The following is a 22459-nucleotide window of genomic DNA, read 5'->3' as shown; positions in this document are numbered from 1 at the left end:
CAATTGCGAGCAGTTTAGCGTACACGTGTACGCCAAACAACTCGGATCAGTACTGGCCAAACCAGTTTTTTATGCGTTTAAACAAACTGTTGCAGCTTTGTTTTTCATCAGTATGAAAATGATTTATTCGATTAGATATTTTTCTTAGTAATGTCTCGTCTTCTTCTCCTGAGAATGGGAGACCCGTCACAAGAGGTAGAGCCTGCTCGACATCATCTACCGCCCAAATATGAAACTGTCCGGCTTTTATGGCTTCAACGACATCATTGCGTAAACAAAGGGATGATAGATTCGTTTTCGGCAACACCACACCTTGCTGGCCAGTTAATCCTCGGTGTGCGCAAACTTGATAGTATCCCTCAATTTTTTCGTTGATTCCGCCAACGGCCTGAACGCGGCCAAATTGATCGACGGCTCCCGTTATCGCAATGGCTTGATTAATCGGTTGTTGAGAAAGGGCGCTGACAAAAGCACACAGTTCGGCCAATGACGCACTGTCTCCATCGACCTCGCTATAAGATTGCTCAAACACAATGGATGCCGAGTAAGGCAAGGGATCATCAAGATTTAGAGCCACGCTCACAAAGGCTTGCATAATCATCATTCCTTTGGCGTGAATATTGCCGGCTAATTCCGCTTTGCGCTCAACATCGGCAATATCACCGTCGCCAGAGTGAACCACACATGATATCCGAGCTGGCTCGCCGTAACTCAATGGATGACCGGGCACCTCAATCACAGTGAGACCATTGATTTGACCAATATGTTCACCGCGAGTATCAATAAAAACTTGTCCTTTGTGTATGTCTTCAATGGCACGCTCTGGCAAATACGCAGCTCGCTGATAACGGCGCGTAATGGCCGCATCAATCGCATTGCCGTCTAATACCTCATCGACCGTCATCAGTGATTCAGCCAATAATTGATGATACCAAATAGGACAAAGTGGCATACGTAACTGATCTTCACTTTCTCGTGCACCCGCTTGGAGTAAACGCACCAGCGCGGAGTCGGAGACACTTAAAGCGGTCAGTGTGGTGACAATACCTTTTAACCAAGAAAAGTAGGGCGTGATATTACTTGCGTTGAGCTCAATGTCTTGTTCATACTCAGCATAAGCAGATAAGCCATCGTAAAGGTCAGGCTCGTTGGTTTCAAAATCGGCCAGCCACTGCCTATCGCCAACCAATACCAGTCGAACATCAAGGCTTTCATCGGGTAATTCGGTTATTTGATCGGGACGCGCTGTTTGCCAAGCCAGATTACCTGTCGATAAAAATTGCTTCAGACGCACCCAAACACGAGGTTGTTGCAAAATATCGGCAACTTTTAAAATTAAAACGCCACCGTTGGCTTGATGGAGTAAGCCCGATTTTTTTTGTGACGCTGTCACATTTTTATTATTATCATAAGCAAACCCGAATAGCGTCGACTCTGTAACGGCCTCACCAATTAAAACAGGCGAACTCGGGCATTTTGCGACTAGCTCATCCCGATATGCATTAAGATAGTGTGGAAGATCAGCAGACATGACGGTCAGGCAACGTGTCGGGCACGAAGATGACATCAACCACTGCAGAGCCTGGGTTAAACGTGACTGCAGCGACAGTAGCGTGGCGGCCTCTAAATACTCAAACTGTGCGATGTCTGGGGAAAACTGAGAATAATGTGGTTTGGCATCACGCCAATCAACTTCATGCATGTCTATGATTACTGACTAAGATTAGAATGGTTAAAGCATAAAGGATAACACACTACGGTAATAAAATGGCGCCATAACGAAGGGATAAATAACCAACGGGTAGGGTGCGTATCTAGGTGTGTGATAATTGAACAGGCAGCGAGTTAGTGTTACGCTGTCACTCATTGGCGTGACTGAAGCTTGGCATATGAAATATCAACAACTCGAAAACCTTGAAGCAGGCTGGAAATGGGCCTATTTGGTAAAAAAATGGAAAGATGGTGACGCTGTCACAAAATACATCGACGCAGACGAGGCAAATACTGCCGTTAATGCGTTGCTGGCCCTTGAGCATGAACCCACGCGAGTTGAACAGTGGATTGACAAGCACATGGCGCCATCATTAGATAAAAAACTCAAACAAGCCATTCGTGCCAAGCGAAAACGCCACTTTAATGCTGAGCAAGAGCAAACGCGTAAAAAGTCGATCGATTTAGACTATCGCGTATGGGAAAAGCTGTCGCAAAAGGCCCATGAGCTTGATGCGACCTTGTCTGACACGATTGAATATTTGTTGTCTGAGGCTAACCGCTCAGAAAGTGCCAATAAGCAAGTGGATACGCTAAAGCAAGATCTTAGCAACTTGCTGGATATGTAAAACCTTTTATCAATAAGTGAGCATGCAGTATGGGCTACTTTTTACTGATTTCTTTTGCCATATTTCTCGCATTTATGTTGATCGACCGGCCATTGCTGGTGATAGCATTTAAGGATGGCCAATTAGTGCGTCATAAAGGCAAAGTACCGAAAGGTTTTTTACATGATTGCCAAGATATCGCTAAACGTCATCCGTTTACGGGGACAGTAAAGGTATATAGCAATCGGTTTAAGCCCGCAAAAGTCGTGCTGTCGCGCAGTATTGATCATCGTACTCAGCAACGAATTAAAAATGTGTTCCCGCATCAGTCATTCAAATAATTACAATGCACACATTGAGCATTGAGGCAATACGGCCTGAATGGCTCAAACCAGACATGACTAAAAAATGACTCATTTACACTCCCAACATAAGTACGCATTATATAGATTATGTTAAATATAGTATTAGATAAGGTTTCTATGTGGGGTCATGCTATCGCGCACTGCTCTTTTTGGTTGCCATTGAACGTAATTAGCTATTTACCATAAAATAGCTAATTACTACTTCCTTTAATCGTCATTATTCCAACATGTTTGGTCTAATTCGATTCAACTCAGCGGTAATTAGTGATCAGAAAGCGTTAACGGCTGATGCGTGTAAAGCACCGCACTCAGACTCGCTGCTCGCACTGGCTTAGTGACAAAGTCGTTCATGCCAGCCCGAACACAGCGTTGCTTGTCCTCGTCCATGGCATTGGCAGTTAAAGCAATAATCGGCTGCTTAAAGCCAGATGCGCGTAACGCTTTTGTTGCGGCAATGCCATCCATGACTGGCATCGACATATCCATTAAAACAATATCAAATTCAGTCTGCTTTACATGCTCTAGCGCTTCTTCGCCGTTTGATGCAAGCACCACAGTGTGGCCTTGCTTTTCTAACATCAAACGCACAACCATCTGATTGGCGCGGCTATCTTCAGCGACTAAAATCACCATAGGTTGCACATTGCCTGCCGGTATCGCCGGCGTTGGCTGATGTTTTTCGGCATCTTGTGGGGTCGCAACAATAGGCAAGCGAACACAAAAGTCTGTGCCTTGGCCAAGCTCACTGTCTACATCGATACGTCCACCCATCATCTCAACCAGTTTTTTACAGATGGATAAACCAAGGCCTGTTCCACCAAACCGACGAGTAATGCTGCCGTCTGCTTGGGTAAAGGGATCGAAAATGCGTCCAATCTGGCTTTCATCAATGCCAATTCCCGTGTCTTTTACCCTCAGGATCAGTACATCACCATCCGTATTAAGTGACACTGTCACACCACCTTGGTCGGTGAACTTTAACGCGTTGGCTATTAGGTTAAGTAAAATCTGAGTAAAGCGATTCTCATCCATATAAAGCGTATCAGGGACAGAGGGAGACACTGATGCGGATAAATGGATACGTTTTTTATCGGCACGATCAATGAGCTGTTGATAAACGTTAGTGACACAGTCACTTGGCTTCATCAACGAGGGAGAGAGGGAAAAGCGATTTGACTCAATTTTAGATAAATCAAGCACATCACTGATTAATGTCAATAGCAGTTGAGCGGATTTATCCATCTGCCCTACCCACTCTTTTTGCTCTAAGGTTAGCCGCGAATGTTGTAGTGCATCAATCAAGCCCAATACCGCATTTAGCGGCGTCCGTATTTCGTGGCTCATTACAGCAAGAAACTGTGATTTGGCATTATTGGCCAGTTCAGCCTGACGACGCGCTTGTTGCAGCTCGACAACGCGACGCTTGGTGGCGGTAATATCTTTGGCGGTGCCGCGATAGCCTGACAATTGCCCTTTTTTATTGTAGCAAGGTCGGCCAGAGAGGCTCACCCAGTAGTCATGCGCACGAGATGCAATATGCCACTCAATGTCACTAAAAGATTCTTCGCGGGATATAAGCTGTTCAAGCTGTGCTTTTAGTTCTTTATCTGATTTTATTTTCGCCAGCAATGCCTCGGCATCAATATGGATATCTGTATTAGGCGAAGATAGATACGTGAGCTGAAACGCATTATCAAGCTCCCAAAACCAGTCACTTGCTGTTTGTGCAAAATCCTGGAAGCGTTGACGACTTGCATTAAGCTCCTGGGTTCGGCTACTGACAAGCGCATGCAAGCGGTGTCGATAGTCGATATCCATAATGGTCCGCTCGATCAATGGACGAAATCGATCGACGACCTGCTGAGCTTCGTTATTGAACGAATCACGACGATGTGAAAATAAAATCAGCATGACTTCGCTGTCATTGACCGTTAAGCCGCTGATCAGTGCTGTACCTTGAAGATAACTGGCATATTGATGGGTTAAGCAGTGAAGCTCTTTGATCATGCCTGGCTTATAAATAGCAACCGTCTCTCCTTTTACACAACGGTGAAACACGTCCCCTGTTTGCCACGTTACCGTTTCTAGCAATCGCTCCGTAGACACTAAACAGCGAAACGCATCTTCCGTTTCACGATTGCGACTCAGCGCGACCGCACTATCAAAACTCACATAGCGATGAATAACGTCGAGCAATGACGCAAAGATATCTGTCTTCGATGTGGCTTCTGTCATAGCAGAAATGGCAGACAGAATTGCATCGTTCTCTTCTCTTAGCCGTTTTTCTCTGGCCTCAACGCGGCTGAGTTCAAATAAGGTTTCTTGCAACGATTCAGAGTCTGAACGTTCAGAAGCCGATAAGCGTTTCGACATCTTGATTAATCCTTATGAAATAGCACAGCCGAGATCATTAAGTTACCGTGAGATAACTCTCCCCCTTTAAAGAGCCCTTGCTCGCCAAACGTAAAGGGGCATACAAAAGGAGCGTTATACAAGGCCGTATTAATATTCTCAGCCACTTGGTCAAGGCGATCTTTTACATGCAACATGCATCCAGCGCAGTAGATCGCTAATCCACCCAGAGGCTCAGGCTGACACAGTGCATGATCATTTGCTGACTCCACTACTCGACTGGCTCGCGAAATGAGCCCCTCGCTGGTTCCCGACATAAAATAGACAGTTTGGCCAACCTCAAGCTGAGAAAATAACTCCATATGACCTTGCGCATTAATAAATGTCGGATGCGACAATGTGTAGTATGGCAAACCATGTATTGTGCCGGTTTGAGTGCCTAGCGGATAAAGCGTGGATTGAGAGAAAAGCGAATCTGTAGGATCAAGAGTCAATCCAGTTTCTGACTCGTACCAGCGTTTATACACTTCGGCAGCAGGTTGATGATTTAAGCTCACCAATGCGCGACCACGCACATCCGTCACCGTCGCATGCCTTTGAGTCGGCGCGTAGCCAGAATGGAACGAGTAACTGACCCGAGCTGAGGGATAAAAAACGCTGATCGCGATGCCGGACGTTGCTGTTTCCTTGTGATCGAAAATAGCCCAGTTTCCACCGACTGTTTCTGCCGCTGCCGAACCACCGATGACGGGAACAGATACGCCTAGCTCTTCTCGGATTGCCGATAAGGTTGCCTCTTCTTCACCAGGCGTGCTGTGCAACGCAATCAATTTGGGTAACTCGCCGCATCGCCCACTTTCTTCAATCGCTTGAGTCAGTGCCATACGCGCCGAGTCGCGCACATGGCGGTGTGCTTGATGGGAGACCAAGGCTGAGCCATAACTCCCTTTATCATCACTGCATGCCCAGATAGCTGCCGCAGGACCGCTGGTACATCCATTTTGGGTCATCACGCCATAACACGTAGAACAGCCGATGAGTGGTACGCCCGGAAAAAGACGATATAAGGTACGTTGAAGCGCTTGAACGTCATAATGCTCAGTAAAGTAGATCATCAAAAGCTTAGGCGTACTGATACGCGTTTTGATGGTGCGCGCCAATGCATAGGCGGCTTGTACTGCGTCATCAGCTTGAGTTCGTGCCGTTGCTATCTTCATGTCACCGTTACGTTGATAGGAATATGAGTGTATGACAGTGCTAATGATACATGTATCAAGCGATCAATTCATTGTTCTCGGTGGCTGAAATAGATTCTAAACTGACGTATCCTATACGCCCTTTATATCAATTGAGCGTTGAACATGGATTGTCGACCCGTTGCGCTATTGGGTGGCGCGAGCACTTTAGGCGCCACGATTGCTTATCAACTTGCCGCTCAAGGCTATACCCCCATTATTATCGATCACAATCAGGCCTCTGCACTTGATATCGTTGCTCATGAACCTAGAGTTCGATTTAAATCAGTTCCGGCGCTTACCGTCGACGCTCTTACCGCTGCCTTATCGCAAAGTGTATCTCAACTTGCACCGCTAACTGGCGTAGTTCAGGTTGCCAAAGACGGTGAACGGTACATGCGACTGTTGGGGTATCCAGTTTTAGATCAATTTTGTCAAGCTGACGCGGCTTGTGTCATGATTTCTCCACATGGGGGGCTAATAAAGCCCCGTCTCGATGACATACCGGACACAAACTTCTTGCAACGGATTAACAGTGTCACTTTCTGGTTGGATCACAATTTTAACAGTGGTGATGAAACATTATCAGTGCGTGAAAAGTGCGAAGTTTTATCACCACTGGTTTGCTTTCTTTTAGGGGAAGAATCAAAACGCATTAATAATCAAGTTTTTAGCGTTAAACTGTAACTGTGTAAATATAAAAACCATCATAAATAAGCATTTTCTTTAGTAATAAAGCACTGCATCGATAAATACGATATAAACCGCACTTATTTATCCTTTTTCTGGGTAATTAAATTTAAATTGATACCGATCAAAGACAACGTTAAATATACCCATATCGGTAGGGAGATCGTGACGAGACCATTGCCAATTAGTCCGGTATCCTTCCCCTTCTTGAACCTGCTTTATGCTGAGCTCAGGTGATTGCTTCCCCTTTTGATCCCAGTACGCGGAGTGAGGTTTACTCTCTGAAACTAAAGAAAAATATATAGTGTCATTCTTCCTTACCCATTCATACGCGACTTTTTCTTGAGATTGTGATGTGCCACAAAAACCAGTCGCATCCTTACAATCTATAATTGTCAGTCCTTGCGTATAAATGACCGTGCGCCAAAAGAAGGCGATCACTAAAAGTGTAAGCATAACGATAATTTGCGCTAATCGCCCGCGAGTGAGTTTTTCTGCTGCCATGTGTGGCTTTCTCCATGTTACAGAGGTCAAAGTTTTATCAGAAAGGGAGGTAAGCCTCACGAAGTGTGTGGGTTAGCCCCTGTTTTTTAACCAGTATCTACAGTATGATTCTGGTCGAAAATGCCATTTTTACAAAGAAATAGCAACGGAGTGTATAAAGCGGTTAAAAACCGTACGCAGCCGAGCGATTTAGTAAAAAAGGTATGTTAATAGACGAAGCGGAGGCTTCGTCCGTATCAAACGTGAGTGTAGTTAACCAAAAGTGGAAGCATGCAATATGAGCCAAGTTAAGCAGCTTGAACAAGACTACAACTACCGCGTTGTCCGCCAATTTACTCTAACAACCATTTTGTGGGGTATTGTGGGCATGGCGGTAGGTGTACTTATTGCCGCTCAGTTAGTGTGGCCTGCACTGAACTTTGATGTTCCGTATTTGACGTACAGCCGTTTGCGTCCACTGCATACTAACGCAGTGATTTTCGCATTCGGCACCAGTGCGCTGTTTGCAACGTCGTATTATGTTGCACAACGTACTTGTCAAACACGGTTATTCGGAGGGAAGTTAGCAGAGTTCACCTTCTGGGGTTGGCAAGCCATTATCCTTTCAGCAGCTATCTCGCTGCCAATGGGATACACCACCTCCAAAGAGTACGCTGAACTAGAGTGGCCAATCGATATCGCCATTGCGGTGGTATGGGTGGCATACGCTATCGTGTTCTTTGGCACATTAATTAAGCGTAAAACCTCGCACATTTACGTTGCGAACTGGTTCTTCGGTGCCTTTATTCTGACCATTGCTGTCTTGCATATCGTTAACAGCATGGCAATCCCAGTTTCACCGATGAAGTCTTACTCCATTTATGCCGGTGCAGTCGATGCAATGGTACAGTGGTGGTATGGACATAATGCGGTCGGGTTTCTATTGACTGCTGGCTTCCTGGGTATGATGTATTATTTCGTTCCCAAGCAAGCTGGTCGTCCTGTTTATTCCTACCGTTTGTCTATTGTCCACTTCTGGGCGCTGATCTCACTGTATATCTGGGCGGGACCTCACCACCTTCATTATACGGCTTTGCCTGACTGGACTCAGTCGCTGGGTATGGTGATGTCGCTGATCTTATTTGCGCCTTCTTGGGGCGGTATGATTAACGGTATTATGACCCTCTCTGGCGCATGGCATAAACTACGTTATGACCCGATTCTGCGTTTCTTAATCGTGTCCCTGTCCTTCTATGGTATGTCGACGTTTGAAGGGCCGATGATGTCAATCAAAACGGTGAATGCGCTATCGCACTATACCGATTGGACGATTGGCCACGTACACTCTGGTGCGCTCGGCTGGGTTGCGATGGTGTCAATCGGCTCTATCTACCACTTGATTCCAAAACTGTTTGGTCAAGAGCGTATGTACTCCGTTTCACTGGTAAACGTACACTTCTGGCTAGCCACCATTGGTACCGTACTTTACATCGTCGCGATGTGGATTTCTGGTGTCATGCAAGGCTTGATGTGGCGCGCAGTGAACACGGATGGCACATTGACGTACAGCTTTGTGGAGTCATTAGAAGCCTCCTACCCGTTCTATTTTGTCCGCTTTATCGGTGGTGCAATTTTCCTATCAGGCATGTTCTTGATGGCTTACAACGCATATAAAACGATTCGTGCGCCGGAAGCTAGCTTGAAATCGCTTGAGCCTGCGGTGTAAGGAGGACGATTAAATGAGTTCAAATCGCCACGAGATAGTAGAAAAAAACACAGGCTTGCTCGCGATCTTAATCATTGTCGCCATTAGTTTTGGCGCCTTAGTGGAAATCACACCACTGATTTATCAAGAGCAAACCACTGAACCGGTTGATAACCTTCGTCCGTATACAGCCTTAGAGATGGAAGGACGTGATATTTACATCCGTGAAGGCTGTAATGTTTGTCACAGCCAAATGGTTCGTCCATTCCGGGCCGAAACTGAGCGCTATGGTCACTACGGCGTTGCAGGTGAAAGCGTGTGGGAGCATCCATTCTTATGGGGTTCTAAACGTACAGGTCCTGATCTCTCCCGTGTTGGGGATCGGTATTCTGACGAATGGCACCGCGTTCACTTGATTAACCCACGTGACGTCGTGCCTGAATCGAATATGCCTGGTTTCCCATGGCTAGCAGAAAATACGCTAGACGGAGAGACAACGGCTGCGAAGCTTGAAGTGTTCCGCGATCAATTTGGTGTGCCATACACCGATGAAGATATTAAGAACGCAGAAGCCGCGGTTAAAGGCAAAACGGAGATAGAAGCGTTGATTGCTTATCTTCAGTCACTAGGTCACGCAATGAAGTAATAAGGAGGGCCTATGGATATCGGCACCTTTCATAGTATTTGGACCGTGGTCCTATTTGTTAGCTTCATTGGGATCGTTGTTTGGGCTTATAGCAAACGTCGCAAAAAACACTTTGATGAAGCGGCTAACCTGATTTTCGACGAAGAAGAAAAGGGTCAGGATAAGCCCAATAACAAGACAGGAGATAATCGCTAATGAGTACGTTTTGGAGTATCTTCGTAACAGTCATCGTACTCGGCACGATTGCTGGCTGTGCTGCCCTTATCATTTGGACGACCAAAGATAAAATGGGCGTCGCAGAGGGCGATGACATGGGTCACGACTACGATGGTATTCGTGAGCTGAATAACCCACTTCCCAAGTGGTGGTCATACATGTTTTGGGCCACATTGGTATTTGGTTTGGGGTACCTCATCCTTTACCCGGGGTTAGGTAACTTTGCTGGTGTATTAGGTTGGAAGAGCTCTTACCAAAATGTTAGCAACGTTGATGAATCACGCGAGTTAATGGCGAAGGCACAAGAAGCTCAGCACATTAACCAATACGCGATGGAACTCGACGCTGCAGACAAAGTGTTTGGTGAGGCATTCCGTCAACTCGCTTATCAAGAAGATGGCAAGTCACTGCGTCCGATAACACAAATTGCGCGCAATGAAGAAGCCTTAAAGGTTGGCCAACGTTTGTTTAGCCAAAACTGTGCTGCTTGCCATGGGTCGGATGCACGAGGTCAAGCCGGCTTCCCTAACCTAACGGACGATGCTTGGCTATACGGTGGTGAACCTGAAACCATCAAAGCCACTTTGCTCCACGGCCGAAAAGGCAATATGCCAGCTTGGCTAGATACCATGGGTGAAGAGGGTGTCCAAGAAGTTGCCGCTTACGCGTTAAGTTTGTCAGGCCGTAAAGTCGACCCGCAAATGGCTGCAAAAGGTAAAACCCGATTTGTGGTATGTGCCGCTTGTCATGGAACAGATGGTAAAGGTAACCCTGCTTTCGGTGCGCCGGACTTAACCGACAACATCTGGCTATACGGTGGCTCACGTCGAGCGGTGGAACAAACCATTCGTGGTGGCCGTCAAGGTGTTATGCCCGCATGGGAAGCGCATCTTGGCGAAGAAAAAATTCAGATACTCTCTGCCTATGTATGGCGTTTGAGTAATCCTGAAGTAGAATAGAGACTTACGTATAAACTGGCCCCTGCTTGCAGGGGCTTCCTAATGCTCATCCCAAGGAGCTTCAGATGATAACCCCCTGGTACAAGCAGTTTTGGCCTTGGTTCCTTATCGCCCTACCAGCGACTGTCGTCGTCGCGAGTCTATCTACCTTTGCGTTATTTCAAAAAAATGCGGTTTCTCTTGTTGCGGAAGACTATTACAAGAAAGGAAAAGCCATTAACCTTGATTTATCGAAGTTGAAAGTCGCAGACCAACTTGGTATTTCAGCGCAACTGTCAGCGACTGAAGACGCAATTGCCATCGCACTTGATAAAGGGCAACTTGACACATTTCCGACGCTGAAAGTTCACATACAACATCGTACCTTAGAGCGTAAGGACGTGAATGTCATGGTAAACCCAAATCAAGCTGGTATTTATCATATCGATTTGGCCGAGCCTATGTCCGGCCCTTGGTTTATAGAACTGGCGTCGTTTGACAAACAGTGGAAGGTCAACGGTCGTATTAATTTCCCTCTCTCGAATACCCTGACGTTAAGCGGTAAACAATAACCATGACTACTCCCTGTTATCACTGTGGTGATCCTGTTTTAACAGGCGACACCTTCCAAGTCGTGATCTTCGATAAACCTCGCCTTATGTGTTGCCCTGGCTGCCAGGCTGTGGCAACCACTATCGTAGACAGTGGTTTGAGCTCTTATTATCAGTATCGTACCGAGAACGCGGATAAAGCAGAGTTGGTGCCAGAAGAGCTTAAATCACTGACTTTGTATGATAACCAAGATATACAACAAGAGTTTGTTCGTGATGTTGCCGATCAAAAAGAAGTCCCTCTTTCATTAGATGGCGTTTCTTGCGCGGCCTGTGCATGGCTGATTGAAAAACAATTGCAGAGAACCAAGGGGGTTACCCATATTCAAGTTAACACCACCACCAACCGTGCCCTGGTTCGTTGGGATGATAGCGAAACATCACTGAGCACAATACTCACACGCATTCATCATCTTGGGTATAAAGCAGCCCCTTTTGAAGCGGATAAGCAAGAGCAGCAATACCATCGTAATATGAAACAATATCTCTATCGGTTAGGGATTGCTGGCCTCGCGACAATGCAGGTGATGATGTTAGCGGTGGCAATGTATTTCGAAGTGTTTGGCGATATGGATGAAACCTTTCGCAACTACTTCCGCTGGATTAGTCTTATCTTTGCCACCCCTGTTCTACTTTATTCCGCCTTACCTTTTTACACTAATGCATGGCGTAATCTAAAAGCCAGAACGCTCGGTATGGATGTCCCCGTTTCGATTGCCCTACTCTTTGCCTATTTCTCGAGCTTATACGCAACGGTAACAGGTAAAGGTGAGGTCTTTTTTGAATCGGTGGCAATGTTCACCTTCTTCTTATTGTTGGGGCGCTTTTTAGAAATGCGCGCCAGGCGTACAGCGGCAGCAGCCAGTGCCAATTTATTGAAATTGGTGCCGAAGATGGCACGTCACCTTACTGGTGAAACCGTTCCGGCCAACAGCTTAAAGGTCGATGATCACGTTCGGGTGTTACCGGGAGAGCCTTTTCCCGCCGATGGGCGAATCCTGTCAGGCAAAACATCAGTAGACGAAGCCATGTTGACCGGAGAGTCGTTGCCACAAACCAAACAAAGCGGTGATACCGTGTATGCCGGCACCATGAATGTTGAGGGCAATGTTGACATCACCGTCATTAATAACCATAAAGAATCGCTCGTCGCGCACATTGTTCGCCTACAAGATGAAGCACAGATGGCAAAGCCCAAAGTCGCTGTTTTGGCGGACCAAATTGCGCGTTATTTTGTCGCTGCTATTCTCATTATTTCTGCATCGACGTGGCTCTATTGGCACTTTTCTCGACCTGATGATGCTTTTTGGATCATGCTGTCGGTGCTCGTTGCAACCTGCCCCTGTGCGCTGTCGTTAGCGACACCTACCGCGTTGACCTGCTCGACGTCAACATTTGGTCAACTCGGCATTATGTTGCGTCGAGGACATGTCTTAGAAACGTTAACCAAAGTGAACCGATTAGTGGTCGATAAAACCGGCACATTAACCGAAGGCACCGTGCAGATCAGTACGATTGAGATCAACAGCGACACGTTGACAGAGCAACAGGTGATCAATATTGCCGCTAGCCTGGAAGCGTTCGCCAATCACCCGATAGCGAACGCATTTCAGGCTCGGGCCACGGAAAAAGTCAACGTCGGCGCTGCCGATAATCATATCGGGCAAGGCGTGAGTGGTACTATCGATGGCCAATATTGGCGCATTGGTAAAGCCAGTTTCGCGTTATCAGACGGGGCTGAAAGCTACCAATCGTATCCGGTCATACTCAGCTGCGATAACAAACCGGTCGCGGCATTCTCGCTTATCGACCCCATCCGGCCCAGTAGTGCCAGATTACTTGCCGCGTTCAAGGACGCGGGCATCCAAACGACAATGTTAACCGGCGATCAGTCACGCAATGTCAAACAAGTCGCTGATGAGCTCGGTATAGACTCTGTTGTATCTGGCGTGTCTCCTCAAGGCAAACTGTCATATCTTCAAAGCCTTGATAGTCGTACAATTACCTTGATGATCGGTGATGGTGTTAATGATGCGCCCGTTTTAGCGGGTGCTCATTTATCCGTTGCCATGGGAGGCGGAACCGATATCGCGAAGTCATCCGCCGATATGGTACTTCTTGGTGATGATTTAGAAAAACTGCTAACTGCAAGACGTCTTGCTCAACAAACGCGACGGATCATTCGAGAAAACTTAGCCTGGGCATTGGGCTACAACGTGACCATTTTGCCTTTGGCTGTCATGGGCTTTGTCGCGCCATATGTTGCTGTGGTCGGAATGTCTGCTAGCTCCATTATTGTGGTGTCTAACTCGCTGCGCCTGCTCAATAAAAAATAAGGATAGCGTTATGGCTAGTTTGTACATCTTGATTCCGATTGCGATCATGCTGGTGTGTGTCGCCGGCGTCGTCTTTATTTGGGCGGTAAAATCCGATCAGTTTGAAGATCTTGAGCGTCAAGGCTCTTCTATTCTTTTCGATGAAGAAGAACCAGAGAAAAAGCCCACTCCTCAGTCAAATGACGCTGATAACACTGACTCTTCACATCATGACAAACGTTGATTTTATCGGTGCATTAGGGATTGGCTTGCTCGGCGCTGGCCACTGCCTCGGTATGTGTGGCGGTGTCGCAGCGGCCATGTCCTTCGGGGTGCCTGCTGAGCGTGCCAAATGGCCCTATATTCTTTTGTACAATTTAGGCCGGATAACCTCTTATATCGTAGCGGGCACACTCATTGGGGGCGCAGTTGCCTCGTTGCTCGCGCTCTCTGACCTCACTCACCACCTTGCCGTATTGCGACTTTTTGCCGCAGTAATGATGCTATTGCTGGCCGCTTATATGGCGCAATTATGGAATGGTCTGAGTTATATTGAGCGTATCGGTAGCAAGCTCTGGCGCTATATTTCGCCTCTTTCTTCTAAGTTGATGCCGTTGCGCTCTCCCCTCTATGCCTACCCTTTTGGTGTGGTGTGGGGCTGGTTACCCTGTGGCCTTGTCTATTCAGCACTCAGTTGGGCTGCCGTTGCGGGAAGTGCGTCTGGCGGCGGATTAGTTATGCTAGGGTTTGGGCTCGGAACGCTACCGGCAATGTTAACGGTTGGCGCGTTTGCAGAACGAATTAAACCAATACTGAATAATCGTCTAGTACGCTTGACATGTGCCATAATGTTGGCAGTTTATGGCCTCTACACCTTACAAGGTGCATTGAAACTCCTTATATAAGGTCGACCTAGCACACGATAATGGTGTAATATGTTAATTGACGTTTTCAAAATCAGGCAGGTGTATGGTGTCGAATAAGATCATCACTCGGCGGGTTCAGTCTGGTGGCTGTGCGATCCATTGTCAGGATTGTAGTATAAGCCAGCTTTGCATTCCCTTTACGTTAAATGAGCAAGAGTTGGATCAACTGGATAGCATCATTGAGCGCAAAAAACCTATTCAGAAAGGCCAAGAATTGTTCAAAGCCGGTGATAATCTTCGAGCGCTCTATGCGATACGCTCAGGAACGGTTAAAACCTATACCATCACTGAACAAGGTGATGAGCAAATTACGGCTTTCCATCTCGCAGGCGATTTAGTTGGCTTTGATGCCATTAACGATAATGAGCATCCAAGTTTTGCTCAGGCGTTAGAAACATCGATGATTTGCGAAATCCCCTACGATACGCTCGACGATTTATCTGGCAAGATGCCAAAGCTTCGTCAGCAAATCATGCGACTAATGAGCAACGAGATAAAAGGTGATCAAGACATGATCTTGCTTTTATCGAAGAAAACAGCAGAAGAGCGTTTAGCCGCTTTCCTGTATAGCCTTTCAAAACGCTTTGCACAACGTGGGTTTTCACCGCGTGAGTTTCGACTAACCATGACTCGTGGTGACATTGGTAACTATCTGGGTCTAACGGTGGAAACCATTAGTCGTCTATTAGGCCGTTTCCAAAAATCAGAGATTCTCGCGGTAAAGGGTAAATACATTACAGTGTTAGACTTAGAAGAGCTGGCACGCCTTGCTGACGAAGAGTGTTTGGTTTAAGCCTACTTTGGGTAAATAAGTTGTTAATAAATGGCGCTTTAATGCGCCATTTCTCTTTTTTGCTATCGGAACCATGAATTATTTCGCGCTACCCGGTCAACTAGGTTAAAGTGACAGTAACCGATGCATCTGTGCAAAGGAGGCAGATATGTCCAGGTACAGCAACCTTCTCGTCGTTATTGATCCTTCCCAAGAACAACAACCCGCGTTATCACGTGCGGTCACGCTCAGCCAACGAAGTGATTCTGCGGTTAAGCTTACGCTCTTTCTCGCCATTTACGACTTTTCCTATGAAATGACCTCGATGCTTTCGTCTGATGAACGACAAGCCATGCGTCAAGGTGTCATGCACCAGCGTGAAGAATGGATGAATGAGATCATTCAGTCCCACAATGCACAAGACTGTGAGATTGAAAAAGTCGTCGTTTGGCACAACCGTCCTTACGAAGCGATTGTCGAGCGCGTACTCAGTCATCAGCATGATCTTGTCGTCAAAGCGACGCACAAGCACGACACGCTAGGTTCAGTGATTTTTACCCCAACGGACTGGCACTTACTCCGTAAATGTCCCAGCTCTGTGTTATTGGTAAAAGAGCATGGTTGGCCGGATAAAGGTAAAATTGTTGCGTCCGTTCACGTGGCTTCAGAAACAGAAACCCACGCCGAACTCAACGACAAATTAGTCGATGAAGGCAACGTGATGAGTGCGATGCTGGGCGCTGAGCTACACCTTGCGAACGCCTACCCAGCAACACCGGTGAATATTACTATTGAGCTACCTGACTTTGATCCTAGTGCTTATACCGATGCCGTCAGAGGCCACCATCTCACCGCCATGAAGGCACTGCGTCAGCGCCATCACATCGAAGAGACGCGAACCCATGTTCAAGAAGGCTTGCCAGAGGATGTCATTCCTAATATCGCACGAGAGTTAGATGCAGAGTTGGTGATCCTAGGAACAACTGGCCGCACTGGACTATCGGCTGTCTTTATCGGCAACACAGCAGAGCATATGATTGATCAGCTCGACTGCGATCTGCTTGCGATCAAGCCTGATGGATATATCAGCCCGCTCGATCCCCGAGCCAACGACTAAGTCATTGTCACCCGCCCATACAACAGGCAGTGCAGCTCACCGCCTGTTGTTGGCTGTCTTGTTTATATTCATCCCGCCTTTATAGTGACTAGCATTTATAGTCAAAATCCGTATCATACCCGCCATTCATGCACACTGGCAGCTTAATGCGTTTAGACTGCCTGACAACGCGATAGTACTTATGAGCACGCAAGAGCTGAGCAAAGCACAAAAATACGGGTTTAATAAACTGCAAAAGCGCATTCGCCGGAATACAGGTCAAGCCATTGCAGATTTTAATATGATTGAAGATGGCGACCGCATTATGGTTTGCCTTTCAGGCGGGAAAGACAGCTACACCCTGCTTGATATGTTGCAAAGTCTGCAAAAAAGTGCCCCTGTCTCGTTCGAGTTAATCGCCGTTAACTTGGATCAAAAACAGCCCGGCTTCCCTGAGCACATTCTCCCCGAGTATTTAGACGAATTAGGGGTCGAATATAAGATTATCGAAGAAGATACCTACTCGATTGTTAAAGAAAAAGTGCCAGAAGGAAAAACCACGTGCTCACTGTGCTCGCGTCTGCGTCGTGGCATTCTATACCGCACAGCGAAAGAGTTAGGTGCTACCAAAATAGCGCTTGGACACCATCGTGATGATATTCTGGAAACGTTGTTTTTAAATATGTTTTACGGTGGCAAACTAAAAGGCATGCCGCCCAAGCTCGTCTCCGATAATGGCGAACACGTTGTGATTCGTCCACTGGCCTATTGTCGCGAAAAAGATATAGAACGTTATTCAGAGCAGAAAGCGTTCCCTATCATTCCTTGTAACCTGTGCGGATCTCAGCCTAACTTGCAACGCCAAGTGATCAAAGACATGTTACAGGGCTGGGACAAACGTTACCCGGGACGCATTGAAACCATGTTCCGCGCGATGCAAAACGTGGTGCCCTCACACCTTGCCGATGCGACATTATTCGACTTTAAATCAGTCGCAGCAGGCATGGCTTATGAAGGTGATGGCGATACCGCATTTGATAAGGAAAGTTTTACTGACCCGGCGCCTGACTCAGAAGCGGTCGTTGAAGTAGACCCTGAATTATCACTCGATATTGTCAATCTCAAGGCATAAGATCACAATGTGATCACTGAATCACAAAAGCGCTCACTGGTCTAGTGAGCGCTTTTTTCTTTCCCTGATCGTTCGAATTTAACCGCTCTTAGCGTTAACAACCTCTAAGATCAGCAAGCAGTTAACCGTTTTTCGGGAGCCAAGGCGATACTTTAATGGGTGCCTCAGGCAGAGTTAATTTAACCTCTTGCCCAAGGCCGCTAGCATCAATGATAGCTTGATGATCATCAATGGTATAATCCTGCCCTTCACTGCTGGTTATTTTCCCTGTCGCCGAGGGCGAAAAATGGATCACCACCCCCTGCGTTTTAGGCATAAACCAAGAGGCAAACATCCCACCCAGGTTTTCCATCATGGTATCCATTTGTGGTAGCCAGTCGCGAATTTGTTGGCTGGTTAGCGTCTTTCCGACCGGCTTATCCACCAACACTTGGAATGAAATATCACAATTTAGCGTTGACGGTGTTTCAACAAAGACATCGGGATTCACTTTACGCAGCTGGTTATCCAACGGCAACGGCAACGCTTGCGAGGCAGGAATGGTAAATTCCTCATAATGCTCTTTTTTTCGCATCCAAGCTCGTGAGATGGGACAGACCTGACCAGAATCCGCTGATACCATAAAGTACGCCACACCGATATCAGGGTGACCCTCTTCGGTATTGTGCTTTAGTTGGGTAAAGAGTTTGCTATAACTAAAACGGTATGTCTCGGCACTTGCAGGGAAACTGATCATCCCCAATAGCGCCAATACACTGATTACTTTTTTCATCGATACTCCACATACGGGCTTAGCGTGGTTCAGGCATCAAATGTATCCTGGCCTGACGAGGGTGATGACGCGTTTGATTTGTCGGGATTATTCTCGCTTTTTGGTGACACGGTCACTTCGACCCCTACGCCAAACATTTCTCGGTAAATCACGCCTTTAACATTGAAAAGGAAGGGTAACGCCCAAACCAATGCAAAGCCAGCCGTGGCAAAAGAAATGAGAAATAGCACACCCACCACCGCATAAATGGTTGCCATCTGAAACAGCTTTTTGTTTACCGCGCGGAAAGACACACTCAAAGCTTTCATGGGTGTGACACGCTTCTCGCAAATTAATAACGGCGCCATGGAAAAAACCATCGCAACATAAAGGCTAAGCAGCGGAAAAATCAAACTCGCGACACTTTGCAGCGTAGCGGACAAACAAATCACCACAGTGACGGGTAATGCGAAAGCTAACCCTTTTAGCAGATGACGAGGCTTGGAACGAAAGCCGATCGCATGGCTAAGTCCCATCAAACTTGCCCCAGCATATAAAGGTGCAATCAACACCTCTGACGTGAAGTTAGCTAGCCACACGGAGGAGATCATATCGGTGGTAAGCTCCCGTTGCCCGACAAGCGCCTCAAACAAATGCGAGGGTGCGCCCAGCAACAAAGTAAGCATTAGCATTAGAATACCAATTTGAGTCGCAAATAAGCCCAGCGCCGCGGGTAAGAAAGACCAGAAGTGTTTTAAGGTCTGCGAGAAAGCCTCTTTAATGATCTCAAACGGATCGAGGCGGTAACGGCCATTCAGTGCGGTTTCTATCGACCCGCCCATGTGTATCGCATTATCGTATTCTTGTTGACTCATAATCGTTATCTATCATGACTGATGCACACAGTATATCTGACTGTCGCCCATAGCTAAAAATCATTCTGACGAATCCGGGAAAAATAACCCAAAGTTGTCTGTGTGAGCACTGAAAAGCGTCAAGGATGCTATCCACGCCAGTCATGAAAGGAAATGCATTAAATGGGGAGAAAAATTGCTTTAACTTCGACTTGTGCGCGTCTATTATGCGCCGTCTGTTTTATGGGTACGTATGTACAAGACAATTTGCCAGGTAGAGAGAGAACGAACCATTGAATCACACCCATCTATCTCACAAACCGGTTGTCGAGCTGGCGTCATTAACCAAAAGTTTCGACGGCAAAGAAATTATTTCCCGCTTCAATTTAAGCGTGAATGACGGTGAATTTCTCACCATTCTCGGTCCTTCGGGTTGTGGTAAAACAACCGTATTACGCTTAATTGCGGGGCTTGAGGACGCTGACAGCGGCCAGGTTATCATTGACGGTCAAGATGTCACCGATTTGCCTGCCGAACAACGCAACGTCAACACTGTGTTTCAAAGCTATGCCTTATTTCCCCACATGAGTGTGTTTGAAAACGTGGCATTTGGCTTACGTATGCAAGGTGTGAACCGCAATGAGATCGAACCGCGTGTGATGGAAGCACTGCGCATGGTGCAGCTGGACCACTATGCCTCACGCAAGCCCCACCAGTTGTCAGGCGGTCAGCAGCAGCGTATTGCGATTGCGCGTGCTGTGGTGAATAAACCAAGCGTCTTACTGCTCGACGAATCGCTCTCTGCACTCGATTATAAACTGCGTAAGCAAATGCAAATGGAGCTCAAGCAGCTTCAGCGTAAACTCGGCATTACGTTTATCTTTGTCACCCATGATCAAGAAGAAGCGTTGTCGATGTCTGACCGTATACTGGTCATGCGTGAAGGCGAAATCGAACAAGACGGCTCACCACGAGAGATCTATGAAGAGCCAAAGAACTTGTTTGTCGCCCGGTTTATTGGCGAAATCAATGTCTTTGATGCCACCGTGATTAAACGCATCGATGAAAACCGCATTTGGGCCAGTATTGAATCCCGTGAGTGCGAGGTATTCTGCAAGCTTGATGTGAAGCCTGACGATAAGGTCAAGGTATTGCTGCGCCCTGAAGACATTCGCCTACAAGAAATTAGCGATGATGCGGAGCCTAACGGTATTGTCGGCTACGTACGCGAGCGTAACTATAAAGGCATGACCCTGGATTCAGTACTCGAGCTTCCGTCAGGGCAAACCGTGATGGTCAGTGAGTTTTTTAATGAAGACGATCCAGATGTTGATCACTCTCTGAATCAAAAAGTCACCTTGACCTGGGTAGAGAGCTGGGAGGTGGTATTGGCCGATGAAAAAGCTTAATCTTCAAACAGCCATTATTGGTTTGGTGGTCGGCTGGTTGTTGGTATTTGTTTTTTTGCCCAACCTAATGATCATCGTCACCAGTTTTTTAACCCGCGATGACGCCAATCTTATCGAGATGACGTTCACGCTGAGTAACTACGCAAAACTTCTCGATCCTCTCTACGCTAAAGTGGTGTGGCATTCCTTCTACATGGCAGCGTTAGCGACGCTGATTTGTCTGCTTATCGGCTACCCGTTTGCCTTTATTGTTGCCAAGATGCCCAAAAAATGCGTCCAATGATGCTCTTTTTAGTCATTGTGCCATTTTGGACTAACTCATTAATCCGCACATATGGCCTCAAAATCTTTCTGGGCACGAGAGGGTTACTCAATGAAAGCCTAATGTGGCTTGGGATCATTGAGCGCCCTATCCGTATTATGTACACCGAATATGCGGTCATGATCGGTCTCGTTTATATCTTGCTGCCGTTTATGATTCTGCCGTTGTACTCCAGCATTGAAAAACTGGACAACAGCTACTTAGAGGCGGCACGCGATCTGGGCGCCAACAAGTTACAATGCTTCTTGCGCGTGATCTTACCACTTACTACGCCAGGCATTATTGCCGGTAGTTTACTGGTGATTCTTCCAGCCCTCGGCATGTTCTACGTCTCTGACTTATTAGGTGGGGCGAAAAACCTATTGATCGGTAACGTGATTAAGAGCCAAATCCTCAATGTTCGCGATTGGCCATTTGGTTCCGCGGCCAGTATTTCTCTGACGGTGCTCATGGGGCTGCTGCTATTTGCCTATTGGCGTGTGGGGAAATGGATGAATCGTAAGGAGGCATTATCATGAATCGCTTTGTTAAAGGCAGCTTCCTCTCTTTGGTTTATGCTTTTTTATATATCCCAATTCTGATTTTGATCGTTAATTCGTTCAACGCGAGCAAGTTTGGGATGAGTTGGAAAGGCTTTACTTGGCAATGGTATGAAGAACTTGTAAATAATCATAGCCTGATGCAAGCCGCGGGGAACTCACTGACCATTGCTATTTTTTCTGCTAGTGCGGCCGCTATTATAGGTAGCTTAACCGCGGTAGCACTGTTTCGTTATCGCTTTCGCGGCAAGCAGTTTGTCAATGGTATGCTGTTCGTGGTGATGATGTCGCCCGATATCGTGATGGCTATCTCGCTGTTGGCGCTCTTTATCTTAATGGGCGCACAATTAGGATTTTTGACCTTGCTGCTGTCACACATTACTTTTTGCCTGCCGTTTGTAGTAGTAACGGTTTACAGCCGCTTAAATGGTTTTGATGTCAAAATGCTTGAAGCCGCACGTGACTTAGGCGCGAGCGAATGGGTTATTTTGACCAAAATCATCCTACCGCTTGCCGCTCCCGCGGTTGCAGCGGGCTGGTTACTAAGCTTCACCTTGTCACTGGATGATGTCATCGTCAGCTCTTTTGTCACCGGGCCAGGTTATGAAATCTTGCCGCTCAAAGTTTACTCCATGGTAAAAGTCGGCGTGTCGCCAGAAATTAACGCCCTTGCCACCATTATGCTGATTGTGTCACTCGTACTGGTCATGTGCTCACAATGGCTAGCCAAAGATCGACTAAAATAATCCATTCCCCAGGGCAGTTGACAGGTCAGCCGCCCTCC

Annotated in this window: 22 protein-coding genes and 1 pseudogene; 17 read left to right on the top strand and 6 right to left on the bottom strand. The window is 46.9% G+C overall.

All coding sequences use genetic code 11. The features are described 5' to 3' along the window. Positions 1–46: 46 nt before the first annotated feature. On the bottom strand, positions 47–1702 hold the full coding sequence (locus HLG76_RS00710) for a Lon protease family protein (RefSeq protein ID WP_077679761.1): 1656 nt from the start codon (positions 1700–1702) through the stop codon (positions 47–49). 187 nt (positions 1703–1889) lie between these two features. Between HLG76_RS00710 and matP the strand changes: the two genes are divergently transcribed. Beyond that, positions 1890–2339, top strand: coding sequence for a macrodomain Ter protein MatP (matP, locus tag HLG76_RS00705; protein WP_077460551.1), 450 nt, complete (start codon positions 1890–1892; stop codon positions 2337–2339). Between the two features lie 29 nt (positions 2340–2368). Beyond that, complete coding sequence (locus HLG76_RS00700; RefSeq protein WP_021023215.1) at positions 2369–2659, top strand: DUF3634 family protein; 291 nt, start codon at positions 2369–2371, stop codon at positions 2657–2659. A 285-nt stretch (positions 2660–2944) separates the two neighbouring features. Here HLG76_RS00700 and HLG76_RS00695 read toward each other — a convergent pair whose 3' ends face one another. Both HLG76_RS00695 and HLG76_RS00690 read right to left on the bottom strand, forming a co-directional pair. Beyond that, positions 2945–5056: an ATP-binding protein gene (locus tag HLG76_RS00695; protein ID WP_077679631.1), complete on the bottom strand. Its 2112-nt coding sequence runs from the start codon at positions 5054–5056 to the stop codon at positions 2945–2947. Between the two features lie 5 nt (positions 5057–5061). Further along, positions 5062–6252 carry an FIST signal transduction protein gene (locus HLG76_RS00690; RefSeq protein ID WP_077679630.1) on the bottom strand — a complete coding sequence of 397 codons (1191 nt, stop codon included), beginning with the start codon at positions 6250–6252 and terminating at the stop codon, positions 5062–5064. Between the two features lie 168 nt (positions 6253–6420). Between HLG76_RS00690 and HLG76_RS00685 the strand changes: the two genes are divergently transcribed. Then, on the top strand, positions 6421–6957 hold the full coding sequence (locus HLG76_RS00685; protein WP_158009949.1) for a hypothetical protein: 537 nt from the start codon (positions 6421–6423) through the stop codon (positions 6955–6957). A gap of 87 nt (positions 6958–7044) precedes the next feature. Here the strand turns inward: HLG76_RS00685 and HLG76_RS00680 are convergent, their stop codons facing one another. Further along, positions 7045–7464, bottom strand: coding sequence for a hypothetical protein (locus HLG76_RS00680; RefSeq protein ID WP_175992839.1), 420 nt, complete (start codon positions 7462–7464; stop codon positions 7045–7047). A gap of 277 nt (positions 7465–7741) precedes the next feature. On the opposite strand from HLG76_RS00680, the gene ccoN reads away from it, so the two are divergent. From ccoN to ttcA, 11 genes are all read left to right on the top strand, one after another. Continuing rightward, entirely contained in the window at positions 7742–9169 is a 1428-nt protein-coding gene (gene ccoN / locus HLG76_RS00675) for a cytochrome-c oxidase, cbb3-type subunit I (protein WP_077460527.1), read from the top strand. Positions 9170–9182: 13 nt separating this feature from the next. Then, positions 9183–9794: a cytochrome-c oxidase, cbb3-type subunit II gene (gene ccoO, locus HLG76_RS00670; RefSeq protein ID WP_077460526.1), complete on the top strand. Its 612-nt coding sequence runs from the start codon at positions 9183–9185 to the stop codon at positions 9792–9794. Positions 9795–9806: 12 nt separating this feature from the next. Beyond that, complete coding sequence (locus tag HLG76_RS00665; RefSeq protein ID WP_077460525.1) at positions 9807–9989, top strand: CcoQ/FixQ family Cbb3-type cytochrome c oxidase assembly chaperone; 183 nt, start codon at positions 9807–9809, stop codon at positions 9987–9989. Then, positions 9989–10969: a cytochrome-c oxidase, cbb3-type subunit III gene (gene ccoP / locus HLG76_RS00660; protein WP_077647425.1), complete on the top strand. Its 981-nt coding sequence runs from the start codon at positions 9989–9991 to the stop codon at positions 10967–10969. The genes HLG76_RS00665 and ccoP overlap by 1 nt, the downstream gene beginning before the upstream one ends. A 65-nt stretch (positions 10970–11034) precedes the next feature. Continuing rightward, a complete protein-coding gene (locus HLG76_RS00655; protein ID WP_021023206.1) occupies positions 11035–11520 on the top strand; it encodes a FixH family protein in 486 nt (161 codons plus the stop codon). A gap of 2 nt (positions 11521–11522) precedes the next feature. Beyond that, on the top strand, positions 11523–13895 hold the full coding sequence (locus HLG76_RS00650; protein ID WP_077679627.1) for a heavy metal translocating P-type ATPase: 2373 nt from the start codon (positions 11523–11525) through the stop codon (positions 13893–13895). A 10-nt stretch (positions 13896–13905) separates the two neighbouring features. After that, positions 13906–14118, top strand: coding sequence for a cbb3-type cytochrome oxidase assembly protein CcoS (gene ccoS, locus HLG76_RS00645; RefSeq protein WP_077661177.1), 213 nt, complete (start codon positions 13906–13908; stop codon positions 14116–14118). Next, the gene (locus tag HLG76_RS00640; RefSeq protein ID WP_077576005.1) at positions 14105–14779 is read left to right on the top strand and encodes a sulfite exporter TauE/SafE family protein; all 675 of its coding nucleotides are present in this window, start codon (positions 14105–14107) and stop codon (positions 14777–14779) included. Before ccoS ends, HLG76_RS00640 begins: the two co-directional genes overlap by 14 nt. 64 nt (positions 14780–14843) lie before the next feature. Next, positions 14844–15593 (top strand): FNR family transcription factor, encoded by a 750-nt coding sequence (locus tag HLG76_RS00635; RefSeq protein WP_077460521.1) that lies wholly within the window; start codon positions 14844–14846, stop codon positions 15591–15593. 148 nt (positions 15594–15741) lie between these two features. Then, the gene (gene uspE / locus HLG76_RS00630) at positions 15742–16689 is read left to right on the top strand and encodes a universal stress protein UspE (RefSeq protein ID WP_021023201.1); all 948 of its coding nucleotides are present in this window, start codon (positions 15742–15744) and stop codon (positions 16687–16689) included. Positions 16690–16870: 181 nt separating this feature from the next. After that, the gene (gene ttcA, locus HLG76_RS00625) at positions 16871–17800 is read left to right on the top strand and encodes a tRNA 2-thiocytidine(32) synthetase TtcA (RefSeq protein ID WP_021023200.1); all 930 of its coding nucleotides are present in this window, start codon (positions 16871–16873) and stop codon (positions 17798–17800) included. Between the two features lie 121 nt (positions 17801–17921). Here ttcA and HLG76_RS00620 read toward each other — a convergent pair whose 3' ends face one another. Together HLG76_RS00620 and HLG76_RS00615 are read right to left on the bottom strand one after the other, a co-directional pair. After that, positions 17922–18572, bottom strand: coding sequence for a DUF2987 domain-containing protein (locus HLG76_RS00620; protein WP_175992894.1), 651 nt, complete (start codon positions 18570–18572; stop codon positions 17922–17924). A 29-nt stretch (positions 18573–18601) separates the two neighbouring features. Then, positions 18602–19426 (bottom strand): hypothetical protein, encoded by an 825-nt coding sequence (locus HLG76_RS00615; RefSeq protein WP_077661173.1) that lies wholly within the window; start codon positions 19424–19426, stop codon positions 18602–18604. A gap of 272 nt (positions 19427–19698) precedes the next feature. Between HLG76_RS00615 and potA the strand changes: the two genes are divergently transcribed. The 3 genes and pseudogenes from potA (at position 19699) to potC (ending at position 22421) form a co-directional block, all read left to right on the top strand. Continuing rightward, positions 19699–20814: a spermidine/putrescine ABC transporter ATP-binding protein PotA gene (gene potA / locus HLG76_RS00610; RefSeq protein WP_025744391.1), complete on the top strand. Its 1116-nt coding sequence runs from the start codon at positions 19699–19701 to the stop codon at positions 20812–20814. Continuing rightward, positions 20801–21654 (top strand): annotated as a pseudogene (potB, locus tag HLG76_RS00605) (spermidine/putrescine ABC transporter permease PotB). Before potA ends, potB begins: the two are co-directional and overlap by 14 nt. After that, complete coding sequence (gene potC, locus HLG76_RS00600) at positions 21651–22421, top strand: spermidine/putrescine ABC transporter permease PotC (RefSeq protein ID WP_077460517.1); 771 nt, start codon at positions 21651–21653, stop codon at positions 22419–22421. Before potB ends, potC begins: the two are co-directional and overlap by 4 nt. Positions 22422–22459 lie beyond the last annotated feature (38 nt).

The sequence above is a fragment of the Salinivibrio sp. EAGSL genome (assembly GCF_013366455.1).
In the GTDB taxonomy this organism is placed as follows: Bacteria; Pseudomonadota; Gammaproteobacteria; order Enterobacterales; family Vibrionaceae; genus Salinivibrio; species Salinivibrio costicola.
The sequence above is the reverse complement of the archived record's forward strand: the minus strand, read 5'-3'. Positions and strand labels throughout refer to the sequence as shown.